Below are 22,516 nucleotides of genomic sequence, written 5' to 3'. Positions count from 1 at the left end.
TTTATCGCTCCCGATCCCACACCCCAAACTCATCCCAAGCAGGACACATCCATGACCGACACGAAAGCTATGATCCTTGGCTGTAGCGGCCTCACCCTGACCGATGACGAAATCGCGCTGTATAAGGCCGAGCGTCCGTGGGGCTTCATTCTGTTCGGGCGCAACATCGGTGATGCTGCGCAAATCACGGACCTCGTGGCGTCCATGCGGGATGCCATCGGTCGGCCTGATGCGCCTGTCCTGATCGATCAGGAAGGCGGTCGCGTTCAGCGTATCCGTCCGCCCTTGCTGCAATCTTATCCCAACGCGCAGGCGCTGGGTGAAATCTATCTGCGTGATGCGGCTCAAGGTCTGCGCGCTGCATGGTTGATGTCGCGTCTGCATGCGTTCGACCTGATGAAGCTTGGGATTACAGTGGACTGCCTGCCGGTTCTGGACGTGCCTGTAGAAGGCGCGAGCAACGTCATTGGCAACCGCGCCTACGGGTTTGATCCAGCGCTGGTCGCTGCCATGGGGCAGGCGGCGGCGGATGGGTTAAAGGCAGGTGGCATGTTGCCGGTCATGAAGCACATTCCCGGCCATGGTCGAGGTCTGGTCGATTCGCACCACGAATTGCCGGTTGTCGACGTTTCCCTGGATGAACTGGACGCGCATGATTTCGTGCCATTCCGCGCGCTGAACAAGGAACTGATGGCCATGAGCGCGCATTTGGTCTTTACCGCTATCGATGTGCAGCGTCCGGCAACGACATCGCCGATCGTCATCGATGAGATCATTCGAGGGCGGATTGGTTTCGATGGTCTGCTGATCTCCGACGATAGCTCCATGAATGCCTTGAAAGGGACACTCGGTGAGCGCGCTGCCAATATTGTTGCGGGTGGTTGCGATATAGTCTTGCATTGCAACGGCGTGATGGATGAAATGCTGCAGGTCGTGAAAGAAGTACCCGTTCTTTCCGGCAAGGCTCTGGAGCGTGTTCGGGCTGTCGAGGCTGGTTTCCCGGCTGCTGACGGTGCAGATGAAGCGGCGCTCAGAGACGAATTCAACGCCATGCTGCCGGTTGCCTGATAAGCGACCAGCCGGGCGTCTTTAATGTTGGGCCCGGTGGACGAATGAATGGCGGCAGATAAATCGCGCGGCAGCGCGCCGATGGAAAAGCTCTGGGAGGATATCAAGCCAGAGCGAGCCACCGGTGAAGCAGCATTGATGATCGATGTGGCGGGCTTTGAAGGCCCGCTCGATCTGTTGCTGCATCTTGCCCGCACGCAGAAGGTCGATCTTTCCCGCATTTCCGTACTGGCGCTGGCCGAACAGTATCTCGTGTTCGTGGAGCAGGCACGGCGCGTACGCATCGAACTGGCTGCCGATTATCTGGTCATGGCGGCGTGGCTGGCCTTCCTCAAATCCAAGCTGCTTATTCCTCAGCAAAGCAAGGATGATGGCCCGAGCGGTGAGGAAATGGCTGCAACGCTGGCCTTCCGGCTGAAGCGTCTGGAAGCCATGCGCGAGGCGGCGGAGCGTCTGGTCAATCGTAATCAACTGGGCCGTGATGTCTTTGCCCGCGGTGCGCCTGAGCACATTCCGCACAAGAGCCGCTCCTCCTTCGAGGCAAGTCTTTACGATCTGCTCAGCGCCTATGCCAATTTGCGTCAGCGCCAAGCCATCACTCAGGTGACCATTGAAAAACGGGATGTCTGGTCGCTGGTCGATGCGCGCGAGTTGCTGACTTCCATGCTGGGCGAAATCGGCGAGTGGACGGAGCTGGATCGCTATCTGTTGCAATATGTTGCCGACCCTGCCATGCGCGCAACCGCGATGGCGAGTGCCTTTGCCGCCTCGCTGGAACTGGTGCGCGAGGGATCGCTGGAGATTCGCCAGGACGGCGCGTTCCAGCCGATTTTCATGCGCAAGGGGTCTGGCCGTGAAAGGACACGTGATGTCGAGTGAACTGGATGCGGATGATAATGCTGTCGTGACAGATGGGGTGGGATTCGAACCCACGGTCACCGAGCGGCAGCTGAAAGACGCCGAGCGCATTGCTGAAGCCCTGATCTTTGCCTCTGCGCAGCCCGTGTCCGAAGCCTTCATTGCCGAGCGTGTGCCGAAGGGTATCGATGTTGCGGCGCTTCTGTGGAAGCTCAAGGGCGTCTATGCCGAGCGCGGTGTCAATCTTATTCAGGTCGGCGGAAACTGGGCCTTTCGTACGGCCGGCGATCTGTCCTTCGTCATTCGCATGGATGAGAAAGAACCGAAGAAGCTTTCGAGGGCTGCTCTGGAAGTGCTGGCCATCATCGCTTATCACCAGCCGGTAACGCGCGCGGAAATCGAGGAAATCCGGGGCGTGCAGACATCGCGCGGCACGCTGGATGTGCTGATGGAAGCGGGCTGGGTGCGGTTTCGCGGGCGGCGCAGAACGCCGGGTCGCCCTGTGACCATGGGAACGACGGTGGAGTTTCTGGATCATTTCGGGCTGGAAGAACTGCGCGATCTGCCGGGGCTGGATGAGTTGAAGGGGGCAGGGCTGCTTTCTGGCCGCATCCCGTCCAACTTCGGCATTCCGTTGCCATCCATGAATGATGAGCTGACCGAGGATGAAGATCCGATCACGCAGCTCGATCTGGAAGAACTCGGGCTGCTGGCACCCAGCGGCGACGAGCCGGAAAGCTGAGCGCATTCTATTGTTGCCGTCATCACAAAGAGTTGCCAACATTTGGCAACCAGCGGATTTATAGTGTCTTATCGTTTGTTGATAGCCATTTTGGTGTTTGAAAAACCTCCGCAAACGTCTTACATCGGATCAAAGCAAAATTCAGGGAGTTTGCGTTATGGGTTCTTTTAGTGTGTGGCATTGGCTAATCGTTCTGGTCATCGTGCTGGTCCTTTTCGGTCGCGGCAAGATTCCGGAACTGATGGGCGATGTTGCAAAGGGTATCAAGAGCTTCAAAAAGGGCATGGCTGACGAAGACAATACGCCACCGCCAGCAGCAGACCCAACCAGCAACGTCAATTCCAAGACGGTCGACCACAAGGCTGACGAGATCAAGTAATCGATCTTGCGGCGCGGGTTGAAAATCGGGCCGCACCCTTAGGCGTGTCAGGAGCTTTGTGATGTTTGATATCGGCTGGAGCGAGTTGCTGGTGATTGCGGTCGTCTTGATCGTCGTCGTTGGCCCAAAAGACTTGCCGCCCATGATCCGCGCCTTCGGTAAGACGATGGCGGGATTGCGCAAGATGGCGGGAGATTTCCGCACTCAGTTCGATGAGGCCTTGAAAGAGGCTGACATGGACGACGTGCGCCAGACGATTTCCGATGTGCGCAATCTCAACCCCACGAATTCGCTGCGCGATGCGATGAACCCGCTTCGCCAGCTGGGCAATGAAATCCGCTCCGATCTTCAGGGCGCGACGACGCCGCCAGGTTCTGCGGCAACCAGCGCACCCGCCGGTGCACCTTCGGTCAGCCTATCTGAGCCAGAGATGAAGCTGCCGGATGGTCCGCCTGCGATTGCTACGGAAGCTGCATCTGTGGCAGCTGGCGTTGCCACTGGCCCAGCCACCGCGGCACCGACCACGGTCCCCGCGTCCGTCGCACCATCAGCTGTCGCCACCGCAGCAGTCGCGCCATCGGCTACACCTTCCGAGAAGCCGAAAGCTGTGCGCAAACGCGCGCCTGCCAAGTCCGCTCAGGAAGTGGAGGCCGAAACGGTCGCGGCAAAGCCCAAGCGTGCGGCCAAAACTGTTTCCGCTAAAACGGAAGCGGTGACATCCGCCAATGCAAAGCCTGTTGCGCCGAAAAGCAGCAAGCCTGCCGCCTTGACCGACGTTGCCGCAAAGGCTTCCCGGGTGAAGGCTGCAAAGGCAACGGTCGAGGCTGGAAAGCCCATGGTCGAGAAGGCCAAGGCGATGGTGAAAAAGACCGATACGGAACAGACGGCGGCGGCAACGCCTGCCAAAACAGTGAAGACGGCCAAGGCCAAGAAGGGTGAAGCATGAGTGGGGAAACCGATGATAAGCCACAGCCGCTTATCGAACACCTCATGGAGCTGCGCACGCGACTGATCTGGTCGCTCGGTGCATTCTTCGTAGCCTTTATCGCCTGTTTCGCCGTCGCCAAGCATCTCTTCAACCTGCTGGTCATCCCGTACAAATGGGCGGTGATCTGGGCCGGGCTGGATGTTGCCAAGTCCTCGCTTATCTATACCGCGCCGCAGGAATTCTTTTTCACGCAGATCAAGGTCGCCATGTTCGGCGCGCTGGTCATCTCCTTTCCGGTCATCGCCTCGCAGCTCTACAAATTCGTGGCACCCGGGCTTTACAAGAATGAACGTGCGGCCTTTCTGCCGTTCCTGATCGCGTCTCCGCTGCTGTTTCTTCTGGGCGGTGCGCTGGTCTATTTCTTCTTCACGCCCATGGTCATGTGGTTCTTCCTTGCCATGCAGCAGCTGCCTGAGGATGGTGAAGTTGCGATTTCGCTGATGCCGAAGGTGTCGGAATATCTCAGCCTCATCATGACGCTGGTGCTGTCCTTCGGTCTGGTGTTCCAGCTGCCTGTTGTCACCACGCTGCTGGCACGCGTCGGCCTTTTGACCAGCCAATGGCTGAAGGAAAAACGCAAATTTGCGATTGTCGGTGCCTTCGTCGTGGCTGCCGTGCTGACACCGCCGGACCCGATGTCCCAAATCGGTCTTGCGTTGCCTGCAATCCTTCTCTACGAGATTTCCATACATTTGGCTCGACTCGTGGAGAAGAAGCGCGCTGAGGAAAATGCAGGCCGTGAGCTTGAAAATTCCAGTGACGACTGACGGTTTTCGTCAGGACCTTCTTCAAACGCCGGGCCATTCGTCCCGGCGTTTTGTTTTTCAAAACATGATGCAAATTACGGTCTGGAACCAAGATGCACGACATTAAATGGATACGCGAAAACCCTGAAGCTTTCGATGCAGGCCTTGCCCGTCGCAATGCCGAGCCGCAATCCGCAAGCCTGATTGCGCTCGATGAAAAGCGCCGCTCCGTCATCCAGACCCTGCAGGACATGCAGTCCCGCCGCAACGCCGCCTCCAAGGAAATCGGCGCGGCGATGGCACAGAAGAACAGGGAACTGGCCGAAAAGCTGAAGGCGGAAGTCGCCGACATCAAGGACAGCATGCCGCGCCTCGAGGAAGAGGATCGTCAGGTTTCGGCTGAGTTGACCGATGCCCTGTCGCGCATCCCCAACCTGCCGTTTGATGACGTTCCCATGGGCAAGGACGAGCATGACAATGTGGTCGCCCGCGTCGTTGGTCAGAAGCCCGGCTGGAACCACGCTGCCAAGGAGCATTACGAAATCGGTGAAGCGCTCGGCTACATGGATTTCGACCGTGCTGCCAAGCTTTCCGGTTCGCGCTTCACGGTGCTGACAAGCCAGATCGCGCGTCTGGAACGTGCACTCGGCCAGTTCATGATCGACCTTCACACTTCGGAACATGGTTACACGGAAGTATCGTCGCCGCTGATGGTGCGCGATGAAGCGATGTATGGCACGGGCCAGCTTCCGAAGTTTGCCGAGGACCTGTTCAAGACGACCGATGGCCGCTGGCTGATCCCGACTGCCGAGGTCACGCTGACCAACCTCGTCGCTGGCGAAATTCTGGAGCAGGAAAAGCTGCCGCTGCGCTTTACCGCTTTGACGCCATCCTTCCGTTCGGAAGCCGGTTCTGCCGGTCGCGATACGCGCGGCATGTTGCGCCAGCATCAGTTCTGGAAGTGCGAACTCGTGTCGATCACGGACGCTGAAAGCGCCATCGAAGAGCACGAGCGTATGACGGCTTGCGCCGAAGAAGTGCTGAAACGTCTCGGCCTGCATTTCCGCACCATGACGCTGTGCACCGGCGACATGGGCTTTGGCGCACGCAAGACCTACGATCTCGAAGTCTGGCTGCCCGGTCAGGATACCTTCCGCGAAATCTCGTCCTGCTCGGTCTGTGGTGATTTCCAGGGACGGCGCATGGATGCGCGCTACCGCGCCAAGGGCGAGAAGGCGACGAAGTTCGTCCACACGCTCAACGGCTCCGGCACGGCTGTAGGGCGCTGCCTGATCGCGGTTCTGGAGAATTACCTGAACGATGATGGTTCGGTGACGATACCGGACGTGCTGCTGCCTTACATGGGCGGTCTGACGCGGATCGAAAAGGCGGCTTGAGGGTAAAGCACTTCTCTATCCTCGTGCTTCAGACATCAGCGTTCGTTGTATGGATTGCCAGCGTGCTTATGACCGCCTTCTCCCCGCCGGGGAGAAGGTCGCGGCAGCGGGATGAGGGGGCTACGGTAGATGGGTACGGCAAGCCTTGCCCCCTCATCCGACCCTACGGGCCACCTTCTCCCCGGCGGGGAGAAGAAATGGGCGGATACCGTTTTGAACTCCGCAATGAAGAACGTGACAACGGGAGAACACCATGCGGATATTGCTGACGAATGATGATGGCATTCACGCCGAAGGGCTAGCGGTGCTGGAGCGTATCGCTCGCACCATCTCCGACGATGTCTGGATCGTGGCACCTGAAACGGACCAGAGCGGCCTTGCCCATTCGCTGACGTTGTCCGAGCCGCTGCGTCTGCGCAAGATTTCCGACAAGCATTATGCGCTGCGCGGCACGCCCACCGATTGCGTCATCATGGGTGTACGCGAAGTGTTGCCAGGCAAGCCTGACCTCATCCTGTCGGGCGTCAATGCCGGTGCCAACATGGCTGATGACGTGACCTATTCCGGCACCATTGCCGGTGCCATCGAAGGCACGTTGCAGGGTGTCCGTTCCTTCGCGCTGAGCCAGGCCTTCGCATATACCGGCCACGCCGAACGCGTCGTGCCATGGGAAGTGGCAGAGGCTTTTGCGCCCGATCTCATTCGCAAGCTGATCGATGTCGATCTTCCCAGCGAAACCTTCCTCAATCTCAATTTTCCCAATTGTGCGCCTGCCGATGTGAAGGGCGTGAGCGTCACCGAACAGGGCAAGCTCGATTTCGGTCTGACTGTCGATCAGCGCCAGGATGGTCGCGGCCTTCCCTATTACTGGCTGCGTTTCGGAGAGCGACTGGGCAATTTCCGCGAAGGCACGGATATCCATGCCGTCAAGGATGGCCAGATTTCGGTCACGCCGCTCAAGCTTGACCTGACGGACTACACGGTGAAGGATCGCGTGGCGGCGGCGCTTGGGCTTGGAGTGAAAGATTGAAATCAGCAATGGTCGAGAAAGAGGGCTTTGCAGCCCTTGTGCTGCGGTTGAGAGCCGAAGGCATTTCCGATATCGACCTGTTGACGGCGGTTGAGCAGACGCCGCGCTCGCAATTCGTGCCAGCGCAATTTGCGGCGGAAGCCTACTCCAGCCGCACCATTCCTATCGATTGCGGTGCCTTCATGGAAAGCGCCGATATGGCGGTGAAGACGGTTCACCGTCTTCAGGTCAAGCCGGGTCAGCGCGTGCTGGAGATCGGCACCGGCAGTGGTTTCATGACGGCTGTGCTGGGAAAACGCGCTGAGCGTGTCGTGTCCATCGACCGTTACAAGACGCTGGTTCAACTGGCGCAAAACCGGATGGATGATCTCGGCATCCGCAATGTGGTGATCAGGCAGGCGGACGGAAGCAACGGTCTGGTGGGCGAGGGTACGTTTGACCGAATCATTTCCACGGCGGCCTTTACCGCCATGCCGCGCTTCTTCACCGAGCAGATCGTATCGGGCGGCATGATGATTGCGCCGATCATTCTGGAGGACGGGCGCTGCGTGATGACCCGGTTTTCCAAGACCGGTAGCCGTTTCGAGCGGGAAGAACTGTTCGAGACGCCCTATCTGCCCATGGAAACGCATATTGCGCGCTACCTCTGACAAAATTCAATTCTGTGCACCGAAACGGAACGAAAGCAGAATTTTTATAAGTCATTGATTTACAATTATTTTATTGGTCGTTACGCTGATTTTCGGTCCGTTTTGGGCCGCAGCATGGTTATCGAAGAGTCAAAAATTATCGCAACGCCTTAACGTTTTAACGGCGTGGTAACACTAACGCGCTTTAATGATCTCCATCAACGCATGGTTTTCCCGTCTCGGGAGAGGGGCCTTGCAGAGTGTTGTTCCAGCCGGATCGGGGTTCGATTCGGCGGTTGGCGTCAGTGTAGATCGAGTCATGCGTATGAGTAATTCGCCTAAAATCGGAAAATCAATCGCAAAGATGTTCGCAGCGGCATTGCTGGCAAGCGTCGCAACGGGTTGTAGCTCGGACGCCACGCGATTTGGCGGCCTCTTCTCCAGTGGACCGGACCAAATGACGACCGCATCCATTCCAAACCGCACAGCCGGTGGCGCTTACGGGCAGGCTCCTGTCCCGCAGGGTGATGTGAATAGCGGTGGTTATGCATCGTCTGCGCCGCAGGGTGGCTATGCGAACCAGAATTCTGCCCGGAATTCGGCAATGAACCAGCCTTACCCCGCTTCCAACGGCGGCTACGGTTCGGTTCAGCCATCCTCGGCACGTACGGCTTCGTCTTCTGCGCCTATCCAGCGCTCAGAGCTTGCCGCTCCGTCGCCAGCAACCAATCGCGATCCATCCACGCGTAGTCAGGCAATGGCGCAGCCATTCCCGTCTGCCACGGCAAATTCGGCGCCGTCGGTGGCATCGGCCCGCGTTCCTGCCAGCAGCGGTGACAACCTGTCCACCGGCTCGATCAAGGCCGATGGCAATGGCTGGCACACGGATGGCGCCTCTTCGGTTACGCTGAAGTCCGGCGAAACGATTGCGACACTGTCCAAGCGCTACGGCGTTCCTGAGAAGGCTCTGCTTCAGGCAAACGGCCTTTCCAGCGCCTCCGCCGCCACACCTGGCCAGTCGGTCATCATTCCCAAGTTCGGTCAGTCCCGCAATGCAGCCCGCGCTGCTTCCGGCAATATCGATCTGAGCAAGAACAACAACGGTCCAGCGCCAACGCGCGGTCCTGAGCAGAACGTAGCCGTGCTGCCTTCGCAGAATGCAGCGCGTGACAAGGCCTCGGCAGAAGCCGGAAAATTGACGCCTCCAGGCGGCAAGCCACTTCCTCCGACCGGCGGCTACAAGGTTCAGACCGGTGACAGCCTCGCGAAGATTGCCCGTGCAAACGGCGTTTCTGTTGCTGATCTGAAGTCTGCCAACGGCATCACCGACGGCAACATCCGTATCGGCCAGACGCTGAAAATCCCGGGTGCAGGCACGGATGGCATCAAGACGGCTTCCGTTCAGCATCAGCCAGCGGCGCAGCCAGCAGCAACCAAGCCGGTGGAGGCACCAGCCGTTGCCAAGGCCGAAATGCCAAAGGCACCTGCTGCTGAAGCCAGCGTCAGCGACGTCGAGAAGAAGTCCGACATGGCATCGCTTGCACCAGAATCCACGGGCATCGGCAAATATCGTTGGCCGGTTCGTGGTGCCGTTATCTCCGGCTTCGGTGAAAACGTCGATGGCAGCCGTAACGATGGTATCAACATTTCCGTGCCTGAGGGTACGCCGATCAAGGCTGCAGAAAACGGTGTCGTCATCTACTCGGGCAATGGCTTGAAGCAGCTGGGCAACACGGTTCTGATCCGCCACGACGACGGTCGCGTCACCGTCTACGGCAACGCCGCCAGCCTTGACGTGCAGCGTGGCCAGAAGGTTCAGCGCGGCCAGACCATTGCGTCTTCAGGCATGACCGGCAGCGCCAAGCGTCCACAGGTTCACTTTGAAGTCCGCAAGGATGCAACGCCGGTGAACCCATCCTCTTTCCTTGAATAGGTATTGCGTCTCAAGGGTCGAAAAAGCCGGGTCAACGCCCGGCTTTTTCACGTTTCAGGGTCTGGTCAGCCCAACCGATCGTTCGATGAAGTCGGCAATCGTTGCCGTGTCGTCCAGATCGAACACTGGCAGCGCGGTATCCGGCACGGCATGGTCGGAGGCGATGGCGACGATATGCGGATCGGTCGGCGCTAAGGGCTCGGTCTTGGCCGCTTCCAGCCTACGGGCCTCGATCTTGGGAACAGGCTCGTATTTATAGCCCTCGATGAGAACCAGATCGCAGGGTGCGATCCGCGCCAGAATATCCTCGAAGGATGGCTCCGGCCCACCCCGAAGCTCGTGCATGATGGCAAAGCGGGTGCCGGACACGATGGTGACTTCATGCGCACCCGCCTGCCTGTGCCGCCAGCTATCGGCGCCGACCTTGTCGATATCGAAATCATGATGCGCGTGCTTGATGGTGGAGACGCGGTAACCGCGTGCCGTGAGCTCGGTAACGATGCGAACGGCAAGACCGGTCTTGCCCGAATTTTTCCAGCCGGAAATACCGAATACTTTCTGGGTCATGCATTCATACTCTTGAAAAACGCCTCCGCCGTCGCAAGCTCATCCGGCGTGTTGATGTTGTAGAACGGGTCGATGGAGGCCGTGGCACTCTCGACGGGAGAAAAGGACACGCCAAGCGTGGAATGCCGCGCCAGAAAGCTGCGAATGCGGCGGTTGTTGTCATCCGCCAGCCAGTGCTCCAGATCGTCAACGATGGAGATGGGCCATAGCCCAAAGACTGGATGCACATGGCCGCTGGAGGCTGCGATGACGATGGCATTGTCGCCGGTAATATGGTCCGCAAGCCGCGATGAAAGATCAGCCGGGAAGAAAGGGCTGTCTGCCGGGACAGTCAGGAAATGTGTCGCTTGCGGAGCGTGAGTAGCGAAGTGACGCATACCGGCCAGCACGCCCGCCAGCGGTCCCGCATGACCGGCCTTGGTATCTGGCACCAGCGGCAAGCCGAATACCTCAGCCCAGCTCTCAGGCGCATTCAAGGCCAGTGTGGAAACCTGTGGTCCAACGCGCTCGATGACATGCGACAGCAGCGGTTGGCCACCCAGCAAGCTCAGTGCCTTGTTCGTTCCCATACGTCGGGAAAGGCCACCGGCCAGAATGAGGCCGGGCAGGGTGTTTTCAATGCTGCTCATGCTTTGCCTTGCTGCATGCTGTTCCGGTGGTTGCGTTCCTGCATGCCGGTGTAAGCGCTTGCCGTAAGGGCAAGAGCGGCGATGATCAACATGACCAGCAGGAGCGGTGTGGTCCCAGCTTCTTTCGATAGAAGAGATGAGGCCAGCACAGCAAGACCAGCGCCGCCTCCAATCGTCAATGCGCCTCCCAGGCCCGATGCGGAACCGGCCAGATGCGGCTGGACATTGACCATGCCTGCATTGGCACTGGGCAGAGTGACGCCGTTTCCGATACCGATCAGCGCGAGCGGCAGGAAGAACTCATAGTGGCTGTTCAGTTCAAGAAGGGGCAGGGCTATGGCACCGATGATGCCGATGGTGGAGATGCCATTTCCGGTCACCATCATCCGCGCGATCCCGACGCGTTGCGCGTAGCGACCGGACAGGAAATTGCCGAGCATGTAGCCGCCCGCCATGAAGAAGAACTGCATGCCGAGTGTGGCTGGCGTCAGTTCGTAAAGGACGCTGCCAACGAAGGGCGCGCCGCCGAGGAAGGAGAAGAACAGGCCGGAGGTGAAGGTGGAGGTGAGCGCATAGCCCCAAAAGCGACTGGAGCGTAAAAGCTGTGGCCACGCCTGAAATTGGGCGGAGAAGCTTGCGGATTTCTGACGGTTGGTTTCGCCCAGATCGAAAAAGACCAGGCACAGCATCGCCGCGCCGCATGAGGCGACAAGGAAAAAGCTGGACTGCCAGCCCGAAAAATCATTGAGAAAGCCGCCTATCGTAGGGCCGACCATGGGAACCACGGACATGCCCATGGTGACGTAGCCGATCATCGAGGCGGCACGATCCGCAGGCACCATGTCGCGAACGATGGCGCGGGATAGAACGAAGCCCGAGGCAATGACGGCCTGAAACAGACGTCCAATCATGAAGACGGTGATGTTGGGAGCAATAGCGCAAACCACAGTTGCGATCAGCATGATCACAAGAGCGCCCAGAAGAACGGGACGGCGACCGAAGAGGTCGGATAGCGGGCCGATGATTAGTTGCACAACCGCTGTGGCGGCCAGATAACCTGATACGGCAAATTGCATGACCGCGTAATCGGTCTCGAAATACACCGCCATCGCCGCAAGCGAGGGCAGAAAGATATTCATGCAGAGCGCCGCAACGCCGGACACCAGAACAAGCGTTCCGATATGCGGTGGCGTCGATCTGTCGAGGAAACGAACGGACTTCATTGTATTCTCGTAGACGTCTTCGCAAGCGGCGGCTGATGACGCCTGCTTTCACGATAGAATGTGTAAAGGCCGGACGCGACGATGATGGCCGTGCCAAGCAAAATCCATGAATTCAAACTGTCTTCGAACACGAAATAGCCGATTGAAAAAGCCCAGATCATGCTCGTATAGCGGAAAGGTGCGACGAAGGCGATATCGCCGCTGCGCATGGACAGAATAACCGCCTGATATCCAACAACGACCAGAATGGCGGCAGCGAAGAGATGTGACCAGACATAACCATCCATCGGCTGCCAGCCGCCGAAGGGCATGATGAGCGCTGCACCGAATAGCGTGTTGACGACAGCGGTGGTCATCGTCACCGTTAGCGACGGAATGTCCGTATACATGCGCCGTGTCAGAAGATCACGTCCCGCCGTGACGAAGACGGCGCCGACCACCAGCAGCGCTGCTGTTGTAAAACCATCCGGACCGGGCCGCAGAATGATGAGCACGCCGACGAAGCCAACAAGGATCGCTGTCCAGCGCCGCCAGCCGACAGGCTCGCGCAGAAAAATGGCCGCTCCCAGCGTCACCGCCAGCGGCAGCGACTGCATGATGGCGGAAACATTTGCGAAACCCATGGTCGCCAGCGCGCGAAGATACAGAATGGAGGCGCCGACTTCGCACAGACAGCGCAGCAGGATGATGGGCCGAAGAATGGTTTTCAGCGGCCTCAACGCACCCATATGACGGGCGATGATATAGACCAGAGCGCAGGTCATGAGGCCACGCACGAAGAGGATTTGGCCTGTGTTGATGTAGGGGGTGACGGATTTGGTGAATGCGTCGTTGACCGTAAAGCAGGCCATCGCGAGCGCCATGAGCAACGCGCCGCGCGTATTATCCGTCAATGCCATTATTCCAAATCCCAGATACGAAACGGCGTCGATGCACATCGTACGACTCCGCCCACTCCTCTTACATTGAATGGGTGGCACGCTGCTATTGGGAATTCAATCGAATAATTTCAGCAGACTTGAATAAAGCCCGATCAACCGCCGGTCACGCTCATATGGCGCGCAACGGCTGGACGCCTGTGGGTGCGGTCGATGATGAAGTCATGACCCTTGGGCTTGCGAAGGATCGCAGCGTCAATTGCTTGCGACAGAAGCGCATTGTCATCGGAGGCTCGCAGCGCCGTGCGAAGATCGGCGGCATCGTCCTGCCCTAAGCACATATAGAGCGTGCCAGTGCAGGTCAGTCGCACGCGGTTGCAGCTTTCGCAGAAATTATGGGTCATCGGCGTGATGAAGCCGAGCCTGCCGCCGGTTTCTTTCACCGAGACATAGCGGGCCGGGCCGCCGGTCTGGTAGCCGATGTCATCAAGCGTGAACTGTTCTTCCAGTGAAGCCCGGACCTGTGACAGTGGAAGATAACGATCCGTGCGGTCTTCCTCGATTTCACCCATCGGCATGGTTTCGATGACGGTGAGGTCCATGCCGCGCTCATGAGCGAACTGCATGAGCTGGGGGATTTCATGCTCGTTGAAATCCTTGAGTGCGACGGCGTTCAGCTTGATCTTAAGGCCAGCACTGAGCGCCGCATCGATACCGCCCATCACCTTGGAGAAATCTCCCCAGCGGGTGATCTGCTTGAACTTGTCAGGGTCGAGCGTGTCGAGCGAGACATTGATACGCCGCACGCCGCAATCGAACAGCTCGGCCGCATGGGTGGCCAGCTGCGATCCGTTGGTGGTCAGCGTCAGCTCGTCCAGCGTGCCTGCCTGAACATGGCGACCGAGATCTCGCACCAGCTGCATGATGTTCTTGCGCACCAGCGGCTCACCGCCCGTCAGCCTGATCTTGCGCACGCCTTTGGTAATGAAGGCGGAACAGAGTCGATCCAGCTCTTCCAGCGTCAAAAGATCCTTCTTGGGCAGGAAGGTCATGTGTTCCGACATGCAGTAGGTGCAGCGGAAATCGCAACGGTCTGTCACGGAGACGCGCAGGTAGGTTACAGCCCGGCCGAAGGGGTCAACCATCGGGGCAGTGCTTTCCGTCAGGGATTGCGCTTTGGGGAGCGATCCGAGGAAGCTGTTCAAGCTGAAATCTCCATTGCATTCTATGATGTGCGTGTGGCCTGATGCCTTCATGTAGTGGCTTGCCCACGGACGGGCAAGGTCATAAGTGTGCAGTATATTATCATGCGACGGAAATGAAAAATGAGTGAGCCCTGGCCAACCGAACTGCGGGTGTCGAAAGACAGGAAACATCTCGTCGTGACATTCGACAATGACGCATCCTTCGACCTGCCCGCAGAGATGCTGCGGGTGTTGTCTCCCTCGGCGGAAGTGCAGGGACATGGGCCAGGCCAGAAGATCACCGTGCCGGGCAAAAAGAACGTCACTATTCGCTCCCTCGTCGCCACCGGCAATTATGCCGTTCGCATTGCTTTCGATGACGGTCATGACAGTGGCATCTATACATGGAAGTATCTTTTGGAGCTGGGCGAGCGGGGTGACACACTGTTCACGGCCTATGAGGGGGAACTTGCGGAAAAAGGCTTGAGCCGGGAGCCCAGAATCCGTTAGCAGGAACATTATTTCAGACAGGGACAGGAGTGACACTTGGCGGTTGAGGGAAATGCACATGATCTGGCGCAAGTGGTCGTCCTGCTCGGGGCGGGTGTCATCGCGGCGCCGCTGTTCAAACGAATTGGTCTCGGCTCGGTTCTGGGTTACCTTGCCGCCGGTCTAATAATCGGCCCCTTCGGCTTCGGTGCCTTCTCAGATCCGCAAGCCATCATCCATATTGCCGAACTCGGCGTGGTGATGTTCCTGTTCATCATTGGCCTTGAAATGCAGCCCTCGCGGCTGTGGTCCATGCGCAAGGATATTTTCGGGCTCGGTGCCCTGCAAGTGCTGGCCTGCATGGCGGGCCTCACACTGGTCGGCCTTGCACTCGGTTTCTCGCTCATCCCGTCTTTCGTCGCCGGTACCGGCTTTGTGCTGACCTCCACCGCCATCGTCATGCAGATGCTGCGGGAGCGCAACAGCATGTCGAAGCTGAAGGGTCAGCGCATCATCGCTATCCTGCTGTTTGAGGATTTGGCCATCGTGCCGCTTCTGGTGCTGGTAGCGTTTCTGGGGTCAGGCGGCGAGGCGGTGACGCTAACGGAACGGTTGACGTCGATTGGTATCGCGCTTGCCGCAACTGCCGCCTTGATTGTCGCCGGGCGCTATCTGCTCAATCCGTTCTTCCGGCTGCTCGCAGCGTCCGGTGCGCGGGAAGTGATGACAGCTGCGGCGCTACTTGTCGTTCTCGGTTCGGCCTTGCTCATGCAGGTCAGCGGATTGTCCATGGCGATGGGCGCGTTTCTGGCCGGTGTTCTGCTGTCGGAATCCTCTTTCCGTCATCAGCTGGAAGCGGACATCGAACCCTTCCGTGGCATTCTGCTTGGCCTGTTCTTCCTTGGCGTAGGCATGGCCATCGACCTCACGGTGATTGCTGCCAACTGGCAGCTCGTGCTGATGAGCGTCGTTGCCTATATGCTCGTCAAGGCGTTGCTGATCTACTGCGTGGCGCGGATGCTGGGCACCTGCCAGCGCGAAAGCATCGAGCGGGCGGTATTGATGGCGCAGGGCGGCGAATTCGCCTTCGTGCTGTACTCCGCAGCCGTGGCCGCCGGTATTCTCGATGCCGAAGCCAATGCCGTGCTGACGGCGACTATCATTATTTCAATGATCCTGACGCCGCTGATGGTCATTGCGCATGATCGCATCATGCCGAAAAAGCTACCTGAAACCGGTGATCTCGATCTGCCTGAAAATGTTGATGGCAGCATTCTGATGATCGGCTTCGGACGCTTCGGCCAGATCGTTTCCCAGCCGCTTCTGGCGCGGGGTTACACGCTTTCGCTGATCGATAAGGACGCAGAATTCGTGCGCGATGCCTCGGGCTTTGGCTTCAAGGTCTATTATGGCGACGGCTCGCGCGCGGAAATTCTGCATGCGGCAGGTGCCGGGTCGGCCCGGGCTGTTCTAATCTGCGTGGACGATAAGGATGCGGCCATTCGCATTGCCGAAATCGTCAAGCATGAGTTCCCGCTGGTGCCGGTTCTGGCCCGTGCCTACGACCGTGGCCATGCGCTTGATTTGCTGAAGGCAGGCGTGGATTACCAGATCCGCGAAACTTACGAATCCGCACTCAACTTCAGCGAAAAAGTGCTGACGGCAGTGGGTGAGGAAGTCGAGCTCGCGGAGCGTCTGATCGAAGAATTCCGCGACGTCGATAAGGAGCGTTTCGCGCTCGAGGTCGTCGGCGGTGTCTATGCCGGTCGCTCGCTCATTCGGGGCAATGCGCAGCCTGCCGATATCGTCGCGGCCCGCACGGCACGCGAGCGCGCCGAACGCGAAGCGCGGGAAGAGGCGCGAGAGGAAAGTTAAGCCGCGCTCACATCTCTGTCGCAGCAGCGCGATTTAAAGCGAGATTATGGGAAGGGGTTCATCATGACCATCATTCACTCTGTGGACGAACTGAAGAAGATTTACGACGGCGTTTCGGAAGCATCCGTCGTGAAGGTCACATCCACGTTGACGCCGGAATATCGACAGATGATCGAGGCAGCGCCGTTTCTGGCGCTCGCGACCGTCGGGCCAGAGGGCATGGACTGTTCGCCGCGTGGTGACAAGGGCGGCGTGGTCCGGGTGCAGGACGAAAAGACCGTCTTGCTGCCCGACTGGCGTGGCAACAATCGCGTCGACTCATTGCTGAACATCGTGCGCGACCCGCGAGTGGCGCTGATGTTCCTCATTCCCGGCTCGAACACGACCATGCGGATCAACGGGAAAGCCGTGGTGTCCATCGATCCCGAATTGCTCGACAGTTTCGAGATGGATGGAAAGCATCCGCGTACGGTGACGGTGGTGACGATTGACGAGGTCTATTTCCAGTGCGCCCGCGCACTCATCCGCTCCGAACTTTGGAAAGCGGAAAACTTTGTCGATCCCGCATCGCTGCCGACCCCCGGCACGCTGCTGAAAGCCGCCAAGGCGGATTTCGATCGCGAGACCTATGACCGGGAATGGCCGGAACGCGCTGCCAAGACCATGTGGTAAAGAAGGGGAGGAGAGCCGAGAAATCGGCTCACTGCTTGTAAATCAGCCAGCTCTTTGCGGCATAATTCTTCTGCATGCCGTCTTCGAAGAGAACGGTGCGGTTACGGCCAGTTTCCTTGGCGTGATACATGGCGGTATCGGCGCGGGCATAGAGTTCGCCGGGGTTCTGCGCCTGGGAGGCCAGCGCGTAACCGATGGATATCGTCACCTGGCCATAATCGATGCCGGATTTGGAATTGCGGAACGGCGTCTTTTCCAGCGACAGGCGGATGCGTTCGCACATCACATGGATTTCTTCCTGATTGTTGCCTTCGAGGATAATCGCGAATTCCTCGCCGCCGCTTCTGGCCACGAAGCCATCCTTGCGCACATTCATCTTGATGACGGATGCGACGCTTGCCAGGATTTTATCGCCCACAGGGTGACCGAACGTATCGTTGATGCGCTTGAAGTTATCGACATCAAGCAGCACCAGCGCCGACAGGTGAAGGCCGATGCTGGTATCGTAGATGGAGGCCAGCTTCTCATCGAAAGCGCGACGATTGGCCAGTCGCGTCAGGGAATCCGTGTTGGCGATGCGCTTGTATTCATCAAGCTCCAGACGAACCTGCTGCATTTCTTCTGCGTGACGGTCGAAATTCTTCGACGTGCTTTCGTTCTCCGCCATCTTGTTGCCGGTGGCTTCCGCCAGCATGGAGATGGCGGTGCGCAGAAGATGCGTGCTGGAATGGTTCTTGTCCGCAATACCGGCCCGGGTTTCATCCAGAATGCGGTTGTAATTCTCAAGGCATGTCTGCTCATGCTGCAAGACAACGAGTAGGGCGTTCAGCTCCGCATGAAGCTTGTCGCGGGCGGCCTCGATGAGCTGGCCGTGTGTGTGGTCGAAATAGCGTGCGCCGAGATCGTCCAGTTCTTCCTGCGTTGCCCGACCGCCCAGCGCTGCGAGTTCTTTCGTCAGAGCAGGGTTGGAACCAATATAGGCTTCATAAAAGAGGTTATAGTTCCGCGGAATGGGAACGACACCCATGTTGCGCATGGCAAACAGTATTTGTGCAGCTATATCAGGTCCTGGTGCCTTGGGCGTTGATGTACTCATCAAGTCACTCCCGGAAATAAAGTTAGTATCTGCTGTCTAATCTTACAAAACGTCGTTCGCAATCTAACTGACTGAAATAAATATTATTTCGTAAGAAGATGGCCTAGTATAACCGTGTTCTGTCTTGTTTTTAGGCTTCTTATAATTAGAATCGGCTAAAACAGAAAAGGTTACTTCCCATAGCATTTTACGGGTGATTTTGTAGAGGTAAAATCTTGTATGACATTAAAATTTTCAATTTTTATCAACATTTCCAGTGGGCTTAAACCGCGCCACCGGGTTTCGCGCATGCAAAGGTAGCAAAAAACGGCTCCGAAGAGCCGTCTTTTTTTAATCGGTCACTTAGGGCCGATCATGTTTTCCGGGCGTACATACTGATCGAATTCTTCGTTCGTCAGATATCCGCCACCGACGGCTTCTTCGCGAAGCGTCGTGCCATTCTTGTGAGCAGTCTTGGCGATCTTTGCGCAGGCATCGTAGCCGAGCTTGCTGTTGAGCGCAGTAACCAGCATCAGTGAGTTTTCGACACCCTTTTTGATGTTGTCTTCGCGCGCTTCGATGCCAACCACGCAATTGTCGGTGAAGGACACGGCAGCATCGCCCAGAAGCTGGACGGACTGCAGGAAGTTGTAGGCCATCATCGGGTTATAGACGTTGAGTTCGAAGTGACCCTGCGAACCTGCAAAGGTAATCGCTGCCTGATTGCCGAAGATATGCGCGCAAACCTGCGTCAGCGCTTCCGACTGTGTCGGGTTGACCTTGCCCGGCATGATGGACGAGCCGGGTTCATTTTCAGGTAGTGCGAGTTCTCCGAGGCCAGCGCGTGGGCCGGAGCCGAGGAAGCGGATGTCGTTGGCGATCTTGAAGAGGGCAGCGGCGGCTGCATTGATGGCGCCATGGGCAAAGACCATGGAATCATGTGCGGCCAGTGCTTCGAACTTGTTCGGCGCGGTCACGAAGGGCAGGCCGGTGATCTTGGCGATCTCGTCTGCTACCTGCTCGGCAAAACCGACCGGTGCGTTAAGACCGGTACCGACCGCAGTGCCGCCCTGTGCCAGTTCGCAAAGGCCGGGAAGCGTCAGTTCAATGCGCTTGATGGAGGAAGCGACCTGCGCGGCGTAACCGGAGAATTCCTGGCCCAGCGTCAGCGGTGTCGCGTCCTGCGTATGGGTACGGCCGATCTTGATGATGTGGGCAAAGCCCTTGGCCTTGGCGTCGAGTGCCGCATGCAGGTGCTTGAGGCCCGGCAGCAGGTGGTGAACGATCTGCTCTGCACATGCAATGTGCATGGCCGTCGGGTAGGTGTCGTTGGACGACTGGCTCATATTGACGTGGTCGTTCGGGTGAACCGGCTTCTTGGAGCCCATTTCACCGCCCAGCATCTCGATAGCGCGGTTGGAAATGACTTCATTGGCATTCATGTTGGACTGGGTGCCGGAACCGGTCTGCCAGACAACCAGCGGGAAGTGGTCATTGAGCTTGCCGTCGATAACTTCCTGCGCGGCCTTGATGATGGTTTCGCCAACCTGCGCATCAAGCCCGGCCAGCGCCATGTTGGTGCGGGCGGCTGCTTGCTTGACGATGCCGAGCGCACGAACGACCGATGCGGGCTGCTTTTCCCAGCCGATCTTGAAGTTTCCGAGCGAGCGCTGTGCCTGTGCGCCCCAATAACGGTCGCTTGCAACGTCTATCGGGCCAAATGTATCGGTTTCGGTGCGTGTGGCTGTCATCAGTCCTGCCTCTCCTGTGTGTCCTTCGCCGGGCGGCGTCTTCGCCAAGTCCTGCGCGCGCCGACATATAAAGCGATAGCGCAAGCATGGAAAGCCTGTCGTGCAGGGCATTGCCATATTTCCCAACAGTTTCGAAATGGCGCCGAGGAGATTTCGAAAGTACGGCTGCGTGGCTTTTGGGTAACGTGGCTGGAAAGCCGCAATAGGTCCGTATCGGAGCCTTGCCTGCCGAAAACTTGTTTGCGCAATACTAAGAAATTAAAGAGAAATTTAACTATTCTCGCCAAACGTGGAGCCCATGCCAAAACGAAAATTTTCGTGATGGGAACTCGTGTCTGGCACCGGATTGGACTTCGTGCGTTTCTTTCCAAAAGAAGACCAATCAGCTAGACAGACACATACTCTTTACATGCGCCTCGATGAATGACGGCGCGGACGCGGCGAGGACTAAATTGCAAATTACATCAGGAAAAACGTCGGCAGCATTGATACTGGCTCTCGGTCTTTCCGTCTCGGCGGGCGTACCGGGCACGGCTGGTGCGGTGACCCTCATGGACCTGCTGCGCGGCGGCCCGGGCAAGGTAGAGCGTGAGCGTCAGGATCGCGGTCTTCCCGGTGTTACGACAATGCAGGGCAATGCATCGGCACGCGATGTCGACCCCGAGCCGCTGCCGCGCGTTTCCGGTCCTCGCTATTACACTTATAAGGCTGATAGCGCACGTGCTGTCGATACGTCGAAATTCTCTTCCGGTCTGGCAGGTGTTAAGCTCTCTGCGACGCCTGAGATCGCAAAGGCTTTGGAAGCCTATTACAATGCGGGCGGCGCGCCAATCTGGGTTTCCAATGGCGATCTCAACGAGCGCGCCAGCGCCGTTCTCGCGTTCTTTGAAACAGTTGGCGACAGCGGCCTGAACCCTGCCGATTATTCCATCTCGGCGCCTTCGCAGGACGTGACCGCAAGCATTTCGTCTGAGCCGCAGGCACAGGTGCAGAACGTTTCCGTTTCCGAAGAAAAGCCCATTGCGCCCGCAATGATGCAGTTCGAACTGGCGCTTTCCGCCAAGGTTTTGGCCTATGTGCAGGACACGACCCGTGGCCGCGTCGATCCAAACAAGCTGTCTGGCTATCATGACTTCAAGCGCAAGACGGTCAATCTCGCGCCCGTGCTGAAACTCTCCAGCATGAGCCCCGATGTTTCTGCCTATCTGCGCAGCCGTGAGCCTTCCAACCCGGAATATCAGGCGCTGAAGGCTGAGCTCGCGAAGCTGCACAACGAGGACAAGGACGCGACCCACAAGGTGGTCGTTCCTGCCAACCTCGTTTTGAAGCCGGGCGAGAACAATGCCGATATGGCAACCGTGGTCAAAGCCATCGAGCACCGCTCTTCGGCGACCCTGAAGACCGATCACGCCACCACGCTTTCTGGATATCAGCAGACACCGGAATATACGCCGGAACTGGTAGATCTCGTCAAAGCCTTCCAGAGCGAGAACGGCCTCAAGGCTGACGGCGTTATCGGTCGTGCCACCGTGCGCGCCATGACCGGCGACAGCAACGAAGCCAAGATTGCCAAGCTGGAAGTTGCGATGGAACAGGTTCGCTGGCTGCCAGCCGATCTGGGCGACCGTTTCGTCTTCATCAACCAGCCCGCTTTCATGGCTTACTACCATAATGAGGGCAAGGAAGACTTCGGCATGAAGGTGGTTATCGGTTCGAAGACGAACCAGACCTATTTCTTCCAGGATGAAATCGAGACCGTGGAATTCAACCCTTACTGGGGCGTTCCGCAGTCGATCATCATCAACGAAATGCTGCCGAAGCTTCGCAACGATCCGTCTTATCTGGATCGCCTCGGTTACGAGGTCTCCGTCAACGGTCGCGCCGTGTCGTCTTCCAGCGTCAACTGGTACGGCTCCACGAATGCGATTTCCGTGCGCCAGCCACCGAGCAGCGACAACGCGTTGGGCGACCTGAAAATTCTCTTCCCGAATGCCCATGCCATCTACATGCATGACACGCCGTCGAAGAGCTTCTTCAACCGCGATATGCGTGCACTCAGCCACGGCTGCATTCGTCTGGTCGATCCACGCCGCATGGCCGCCGCGGTTCTCGGCACGACGCTCGATAACGTCAACAAGCAGATCGCCGCCGGTCAGAACCGCGCCGTGCAGGTACCGACGAAAATTCCAGTTTACGTCGCCTACTTCACGGCATGGCCGGACAAGGACGGAAAAGTGCAGTATTTCGATGATGTCTATGACCGCGACAGCTATGTCATGAAGGCCTTCGACGCGACGACCAAGGCACGGGCGTCCTCCATCTGATATTGATGCTGAGGTTTGCGATTCAGATTGCAAACCTCTCCTTCGTCATCCTCGGGCTTGACCCGAGGATCTCATCACG

General features: G+C 58.0%; 21 protein-coding genes. 14 read left to right on the top strand and 7 right to left on the bottom strand.

The features are described from left to right. Positions 1-51 precede the first annotated feature (51 nt). From nagZ to AC27VJ_RS18890, 10 genes are all read left to right on the top strand, one after another. A complete protein-coding gene (nagZ, locus tag AC27VJ_RS18935; protein ID WP_488685320.1) occupies positions 52-1,068 on the top strand; it encodes a beta-N-acetylhexosaminidase in 1,017 nt (338 codons plus the stop codon). A 48-nt stretch (positions 1,069-1,116) separates the two neighbouring features. Further along, positions 1,117-1,947 carry a segregation and condensation protein A gene (locus tag AC27VJ_RS18930; RefSeq protein ID WP_488685319.1) on the top strand — a complete coding sequence of 277 codons (831 nt, stop codon included), beginning with the start codon at positions 1,117-1,119 and terminating at the stop codon, positions 1,945-1,947. Beyond that, the gene (scpB, locus tag AC27VJ_RS18925; RefSeq protein ID WP_488685318.1) at positions 1,937-2,668 is read left to right on the top strand and encodes an SMC-Scp complex subunit ScpB; all 732 of its coding nucleotides are present in this window, start codon (positions 1,937-1,939) and stop codon (positions 2,666-2,668) included. Before AC27VJ_RS18930 ends, scpB begins: the two co-directional genes overlap by 11 nt. A gap of 157 nt (positions 2,669-2,825) precedes the next feature. After that, positions 2,826-3,047, top strand: a complete 222-nt coding sequence (locus tag AC27VJ_RS18920) for a twin-arginine translocase TatA/TatE family subunit (protein ID WP_113088284.1) — start codon at positions 2,826-2,828, stop codon at positions 3,045-3,047. Positions 3,048-3,108: 61 nt separating this feature from the next. Continuing rightward, the gene (gene tatB / locus AC27VJ_RS18915) at positions 3,109-3,993 is read left to right on the top strand and encodes a Sec-independent protein translocase protein TatB (protein WP_488685317.1); all 885 of its coding nucleotides are present in this window, start codon (positions 3,109-3,111) and stop codon (positions 3,991-3,993) included. Beyond that, positions 3,990-4,802 carry a twin-arginine translocase subunit TatC gene (gene tatC, locus AC27VJ_RS18910; RefSeq protein WP_113088282.1) on the top strand — a complete coding sequence of 271 codons (813 nt, stop codon included), beginning with the start codon at positions 3,990-3,992 and terminating at the stop codon, positions 4,800-4,802. The genes tatB and tatC overlap by 4 nt, the downstream gene beginning before the upstream one ends. Positions 4,803-4,894: 92 nt before the next feature. Beyond that, positions 4,895-6,178, top strand: coding sequence for a serine--tRNA ligase (serS, locus tag AC27VJ_RS18905; protein ID WP_488685316.1), 1,284 nt, complete (start codon positions 4,895-4,897; stop codon positions 6,176-6,178). Positions 6,179-6,431: 253 nt separating this feature from the next. Then, positions 6,432-7,208, top strand: a complete 777-nt coding sequence (gene surE / locus AC27VJ_RS18900; protein ID WP_113088280.1) for a 5'/3'-nucleotidase SurE — start codon at positions 6,432-6,434, stop codon at positions 7,206-7,208. Next, positions 7,205-7,858, top strand: coding sequence for a protein-L-isoaspartate(D-aspartate) O-methyltransferase (locus tag AC27VJ_RS18895; RefSeq protein ID WP_488685315.1), 654 nt, complete (start codon positions 7,205-7,207; stop codon positions 7,856-7,858). Before surE ends, AC27VJ_RS18895 begins: the two co-directional genes overlap by 4 nt. A gap of 298 nt (positions 7,859-8,156) precedes the next feature. Continuing rightward, the gene (locus AC27VJ_RS18890) at positions 8,157-9,770 is read left to right on the top strand and encodes a peptidoglycan DD-metalloendopeptidase family protein (RefSeq protein WP_488685314.1); all 1,614 of its coding nucleotides are present in this window, start codon (positions 8,157-8,159) and stop codon (positions 9,768-9,770) included. Between the two features lie 54 nt (positions 9,771-9,824). Here AC27VJ_RS18890 and mobB read toward each other — a convergent pair whose 3' ends face one another. From mobB to moaA, 5 genes are all read right to left on the bottom strand, one after another. After that, positions 9,825-10,337, bottom strand: a complete 513-nt coding sequence (gene mobB / locus AC27VJ_RS18885; protein WP_488685313.1) for a molybdopterin-guanine dinucleotide biosynthesis protein B — start codon at positions 10,335-10,337, stop codon at positions 9,825-9,827. After that, complete coding sequence (gene mobA, locus AC27VJ_RS18880) at positions 10,334-10,966, bottom strand: molybdenum cofactor guanylyltransferase MobA (RefSeq protein ID WP_488685312.1); 633 nt, start codon at positions 10,964-10,966, stop codon at positions 10,334-10,336. The genes mobB and mobA overlap by 4 nt, the downstream gene beginning before the upstream one ends. After that, positions 10,963-12,189, bottom strand: a complete 1,227-nt coding sequence (locus tag AC27VJ_RS18875; protein WP_488685311.1) for a multidrug effflux MFS transporter — start codon at positions 12,187-12,189, stop codon at positions 10,963-10,965. The genes mobA and AC27VJ_RS18875 overlap by 4 nt, the downstream gene beginning before the upstream one ends. Then, positions 12,186-13,088, bottom strand: coding sequence for a DMT family transporter (locus AC27VJ_RS18870; protein WP_488685310.1), 903 nt, complete (start codon positions 13,086-13,088; stop codon positions 12,186-12,188). The genes AC27VJ_RS18875 and AC27VJ_RS18870 overlap by 4 nt, the downstream gene beginning before the upstream one ends. 134 nt (positions 13,089-13,222) lie before the next feature. Continuing rightward, a complete protein-coding gene (gene moaA, locus AC27VJ_RS18865; RefSeq protein WP_488685404.1) occupies positions 13,223-14,212 on the bottom strand; it encodes a GTP 3',8-cyclase MoaA in 990 nt (329 codons plus the stop codon). Between the two features lie 180 nt (positions 14,213-14,392). Here moaA and AC27VJ_RS18860 point away from each other — a divergent pair, with 180 nt between their 5' ends. From AC27VJ_RS18860 to AC27VJ_RS18850, 3 genes are all read left to right on the top strand, one after another. Further along, the gene (locus AC27VJ_RS18860) at positions 14,393-14,761 is read left to right on the top strand and encodes a gamma-butyrobetaine hydroxylase family protein (protein WP_488685309.1); all 369 of its coding nucleotides are present in this window, start codon (positions 14,393-14,395) and stop codon (positions 14,759-14,761) included. A 36-nt stretch (positions 14,762-14,797) separates the two neighbouring features. Further along, on the top strand, positions 14,798-16,615 hold the full coding sequence (locus AC27VJ_RS18855; protein ID WP_488685308.1) for a monovalent cation:proton antiporter-2 (CPA2) family protein: 1,818 nt from the start codon (positions 14,798-14,800) through the stop codon (positions 16,613-16,615). 63 nt (positions 16,616-16,678) lie between these two features. Beyond that, positions 16,679-17,287 (top strand): pyridoxamine 5'-phosphate oxidase family protein, encoded by a 609-nt coding sequence (locus AC27VJ_RS18850; RefSeq protein WP_488685307.1) that lies wholly within the window; start codon positions 16,679-16,681, stop codon positions 17,285-17,287. 28 nt (positions 17,288-17,315) lie between these two features. On the opposite strand, the gene AC27VJ_RS18845 is transcribed toward AC27VJ_RS18850, so the two are convergent. After that, on the bottom strand, positions 17,316-18,383 hold the full coding sequence (locus tag AC27VJ_RS18845) for a GGDEF domain-containing protein (protein ID WP_113088270.1): 1,068 nt from the start codon (positions 18,381-18,383) through the stop codon (positions 17,316-17,318). A gap of 338 nt (positions 18,384-18,721) precedes the next feature. After that, positions 18,722-20,113, bottom strand: coding sequence for a class II fumarate hydratase (fumC, locus tag AC27VJ_RS18840; RefSeq protein WP_488685306.1), 1,392 nt, complete (start codon positions 20,111-20,113; stop codon positions 18,722-18,724). A gap of 419 nt (positions 20,114-20,532) precedes the next feature. On the opposite strand from fumC, the gene AC27VJ_RS18835 reads away from it, so the two are divergent. Further along, entirely contained in the window at positions 20,533-22,437 is a 1,905-nt protein-coding gene (locus AC27VJ_RS18835) for a L,D-transpeptidase family protein (protein ID WP_488685305.1), read from the top strand. Positions 22,438-22,516: the final 79 nt, after the last annotated feature.

This window comes from Agrobacterium sp. 20P9.1.2 (genome assembly GCF_057799395.1).
Note: the sequence above shows the minus strand (reverse complement) of the source record. Positions and strands in the feature narration are given on the sequence as shown.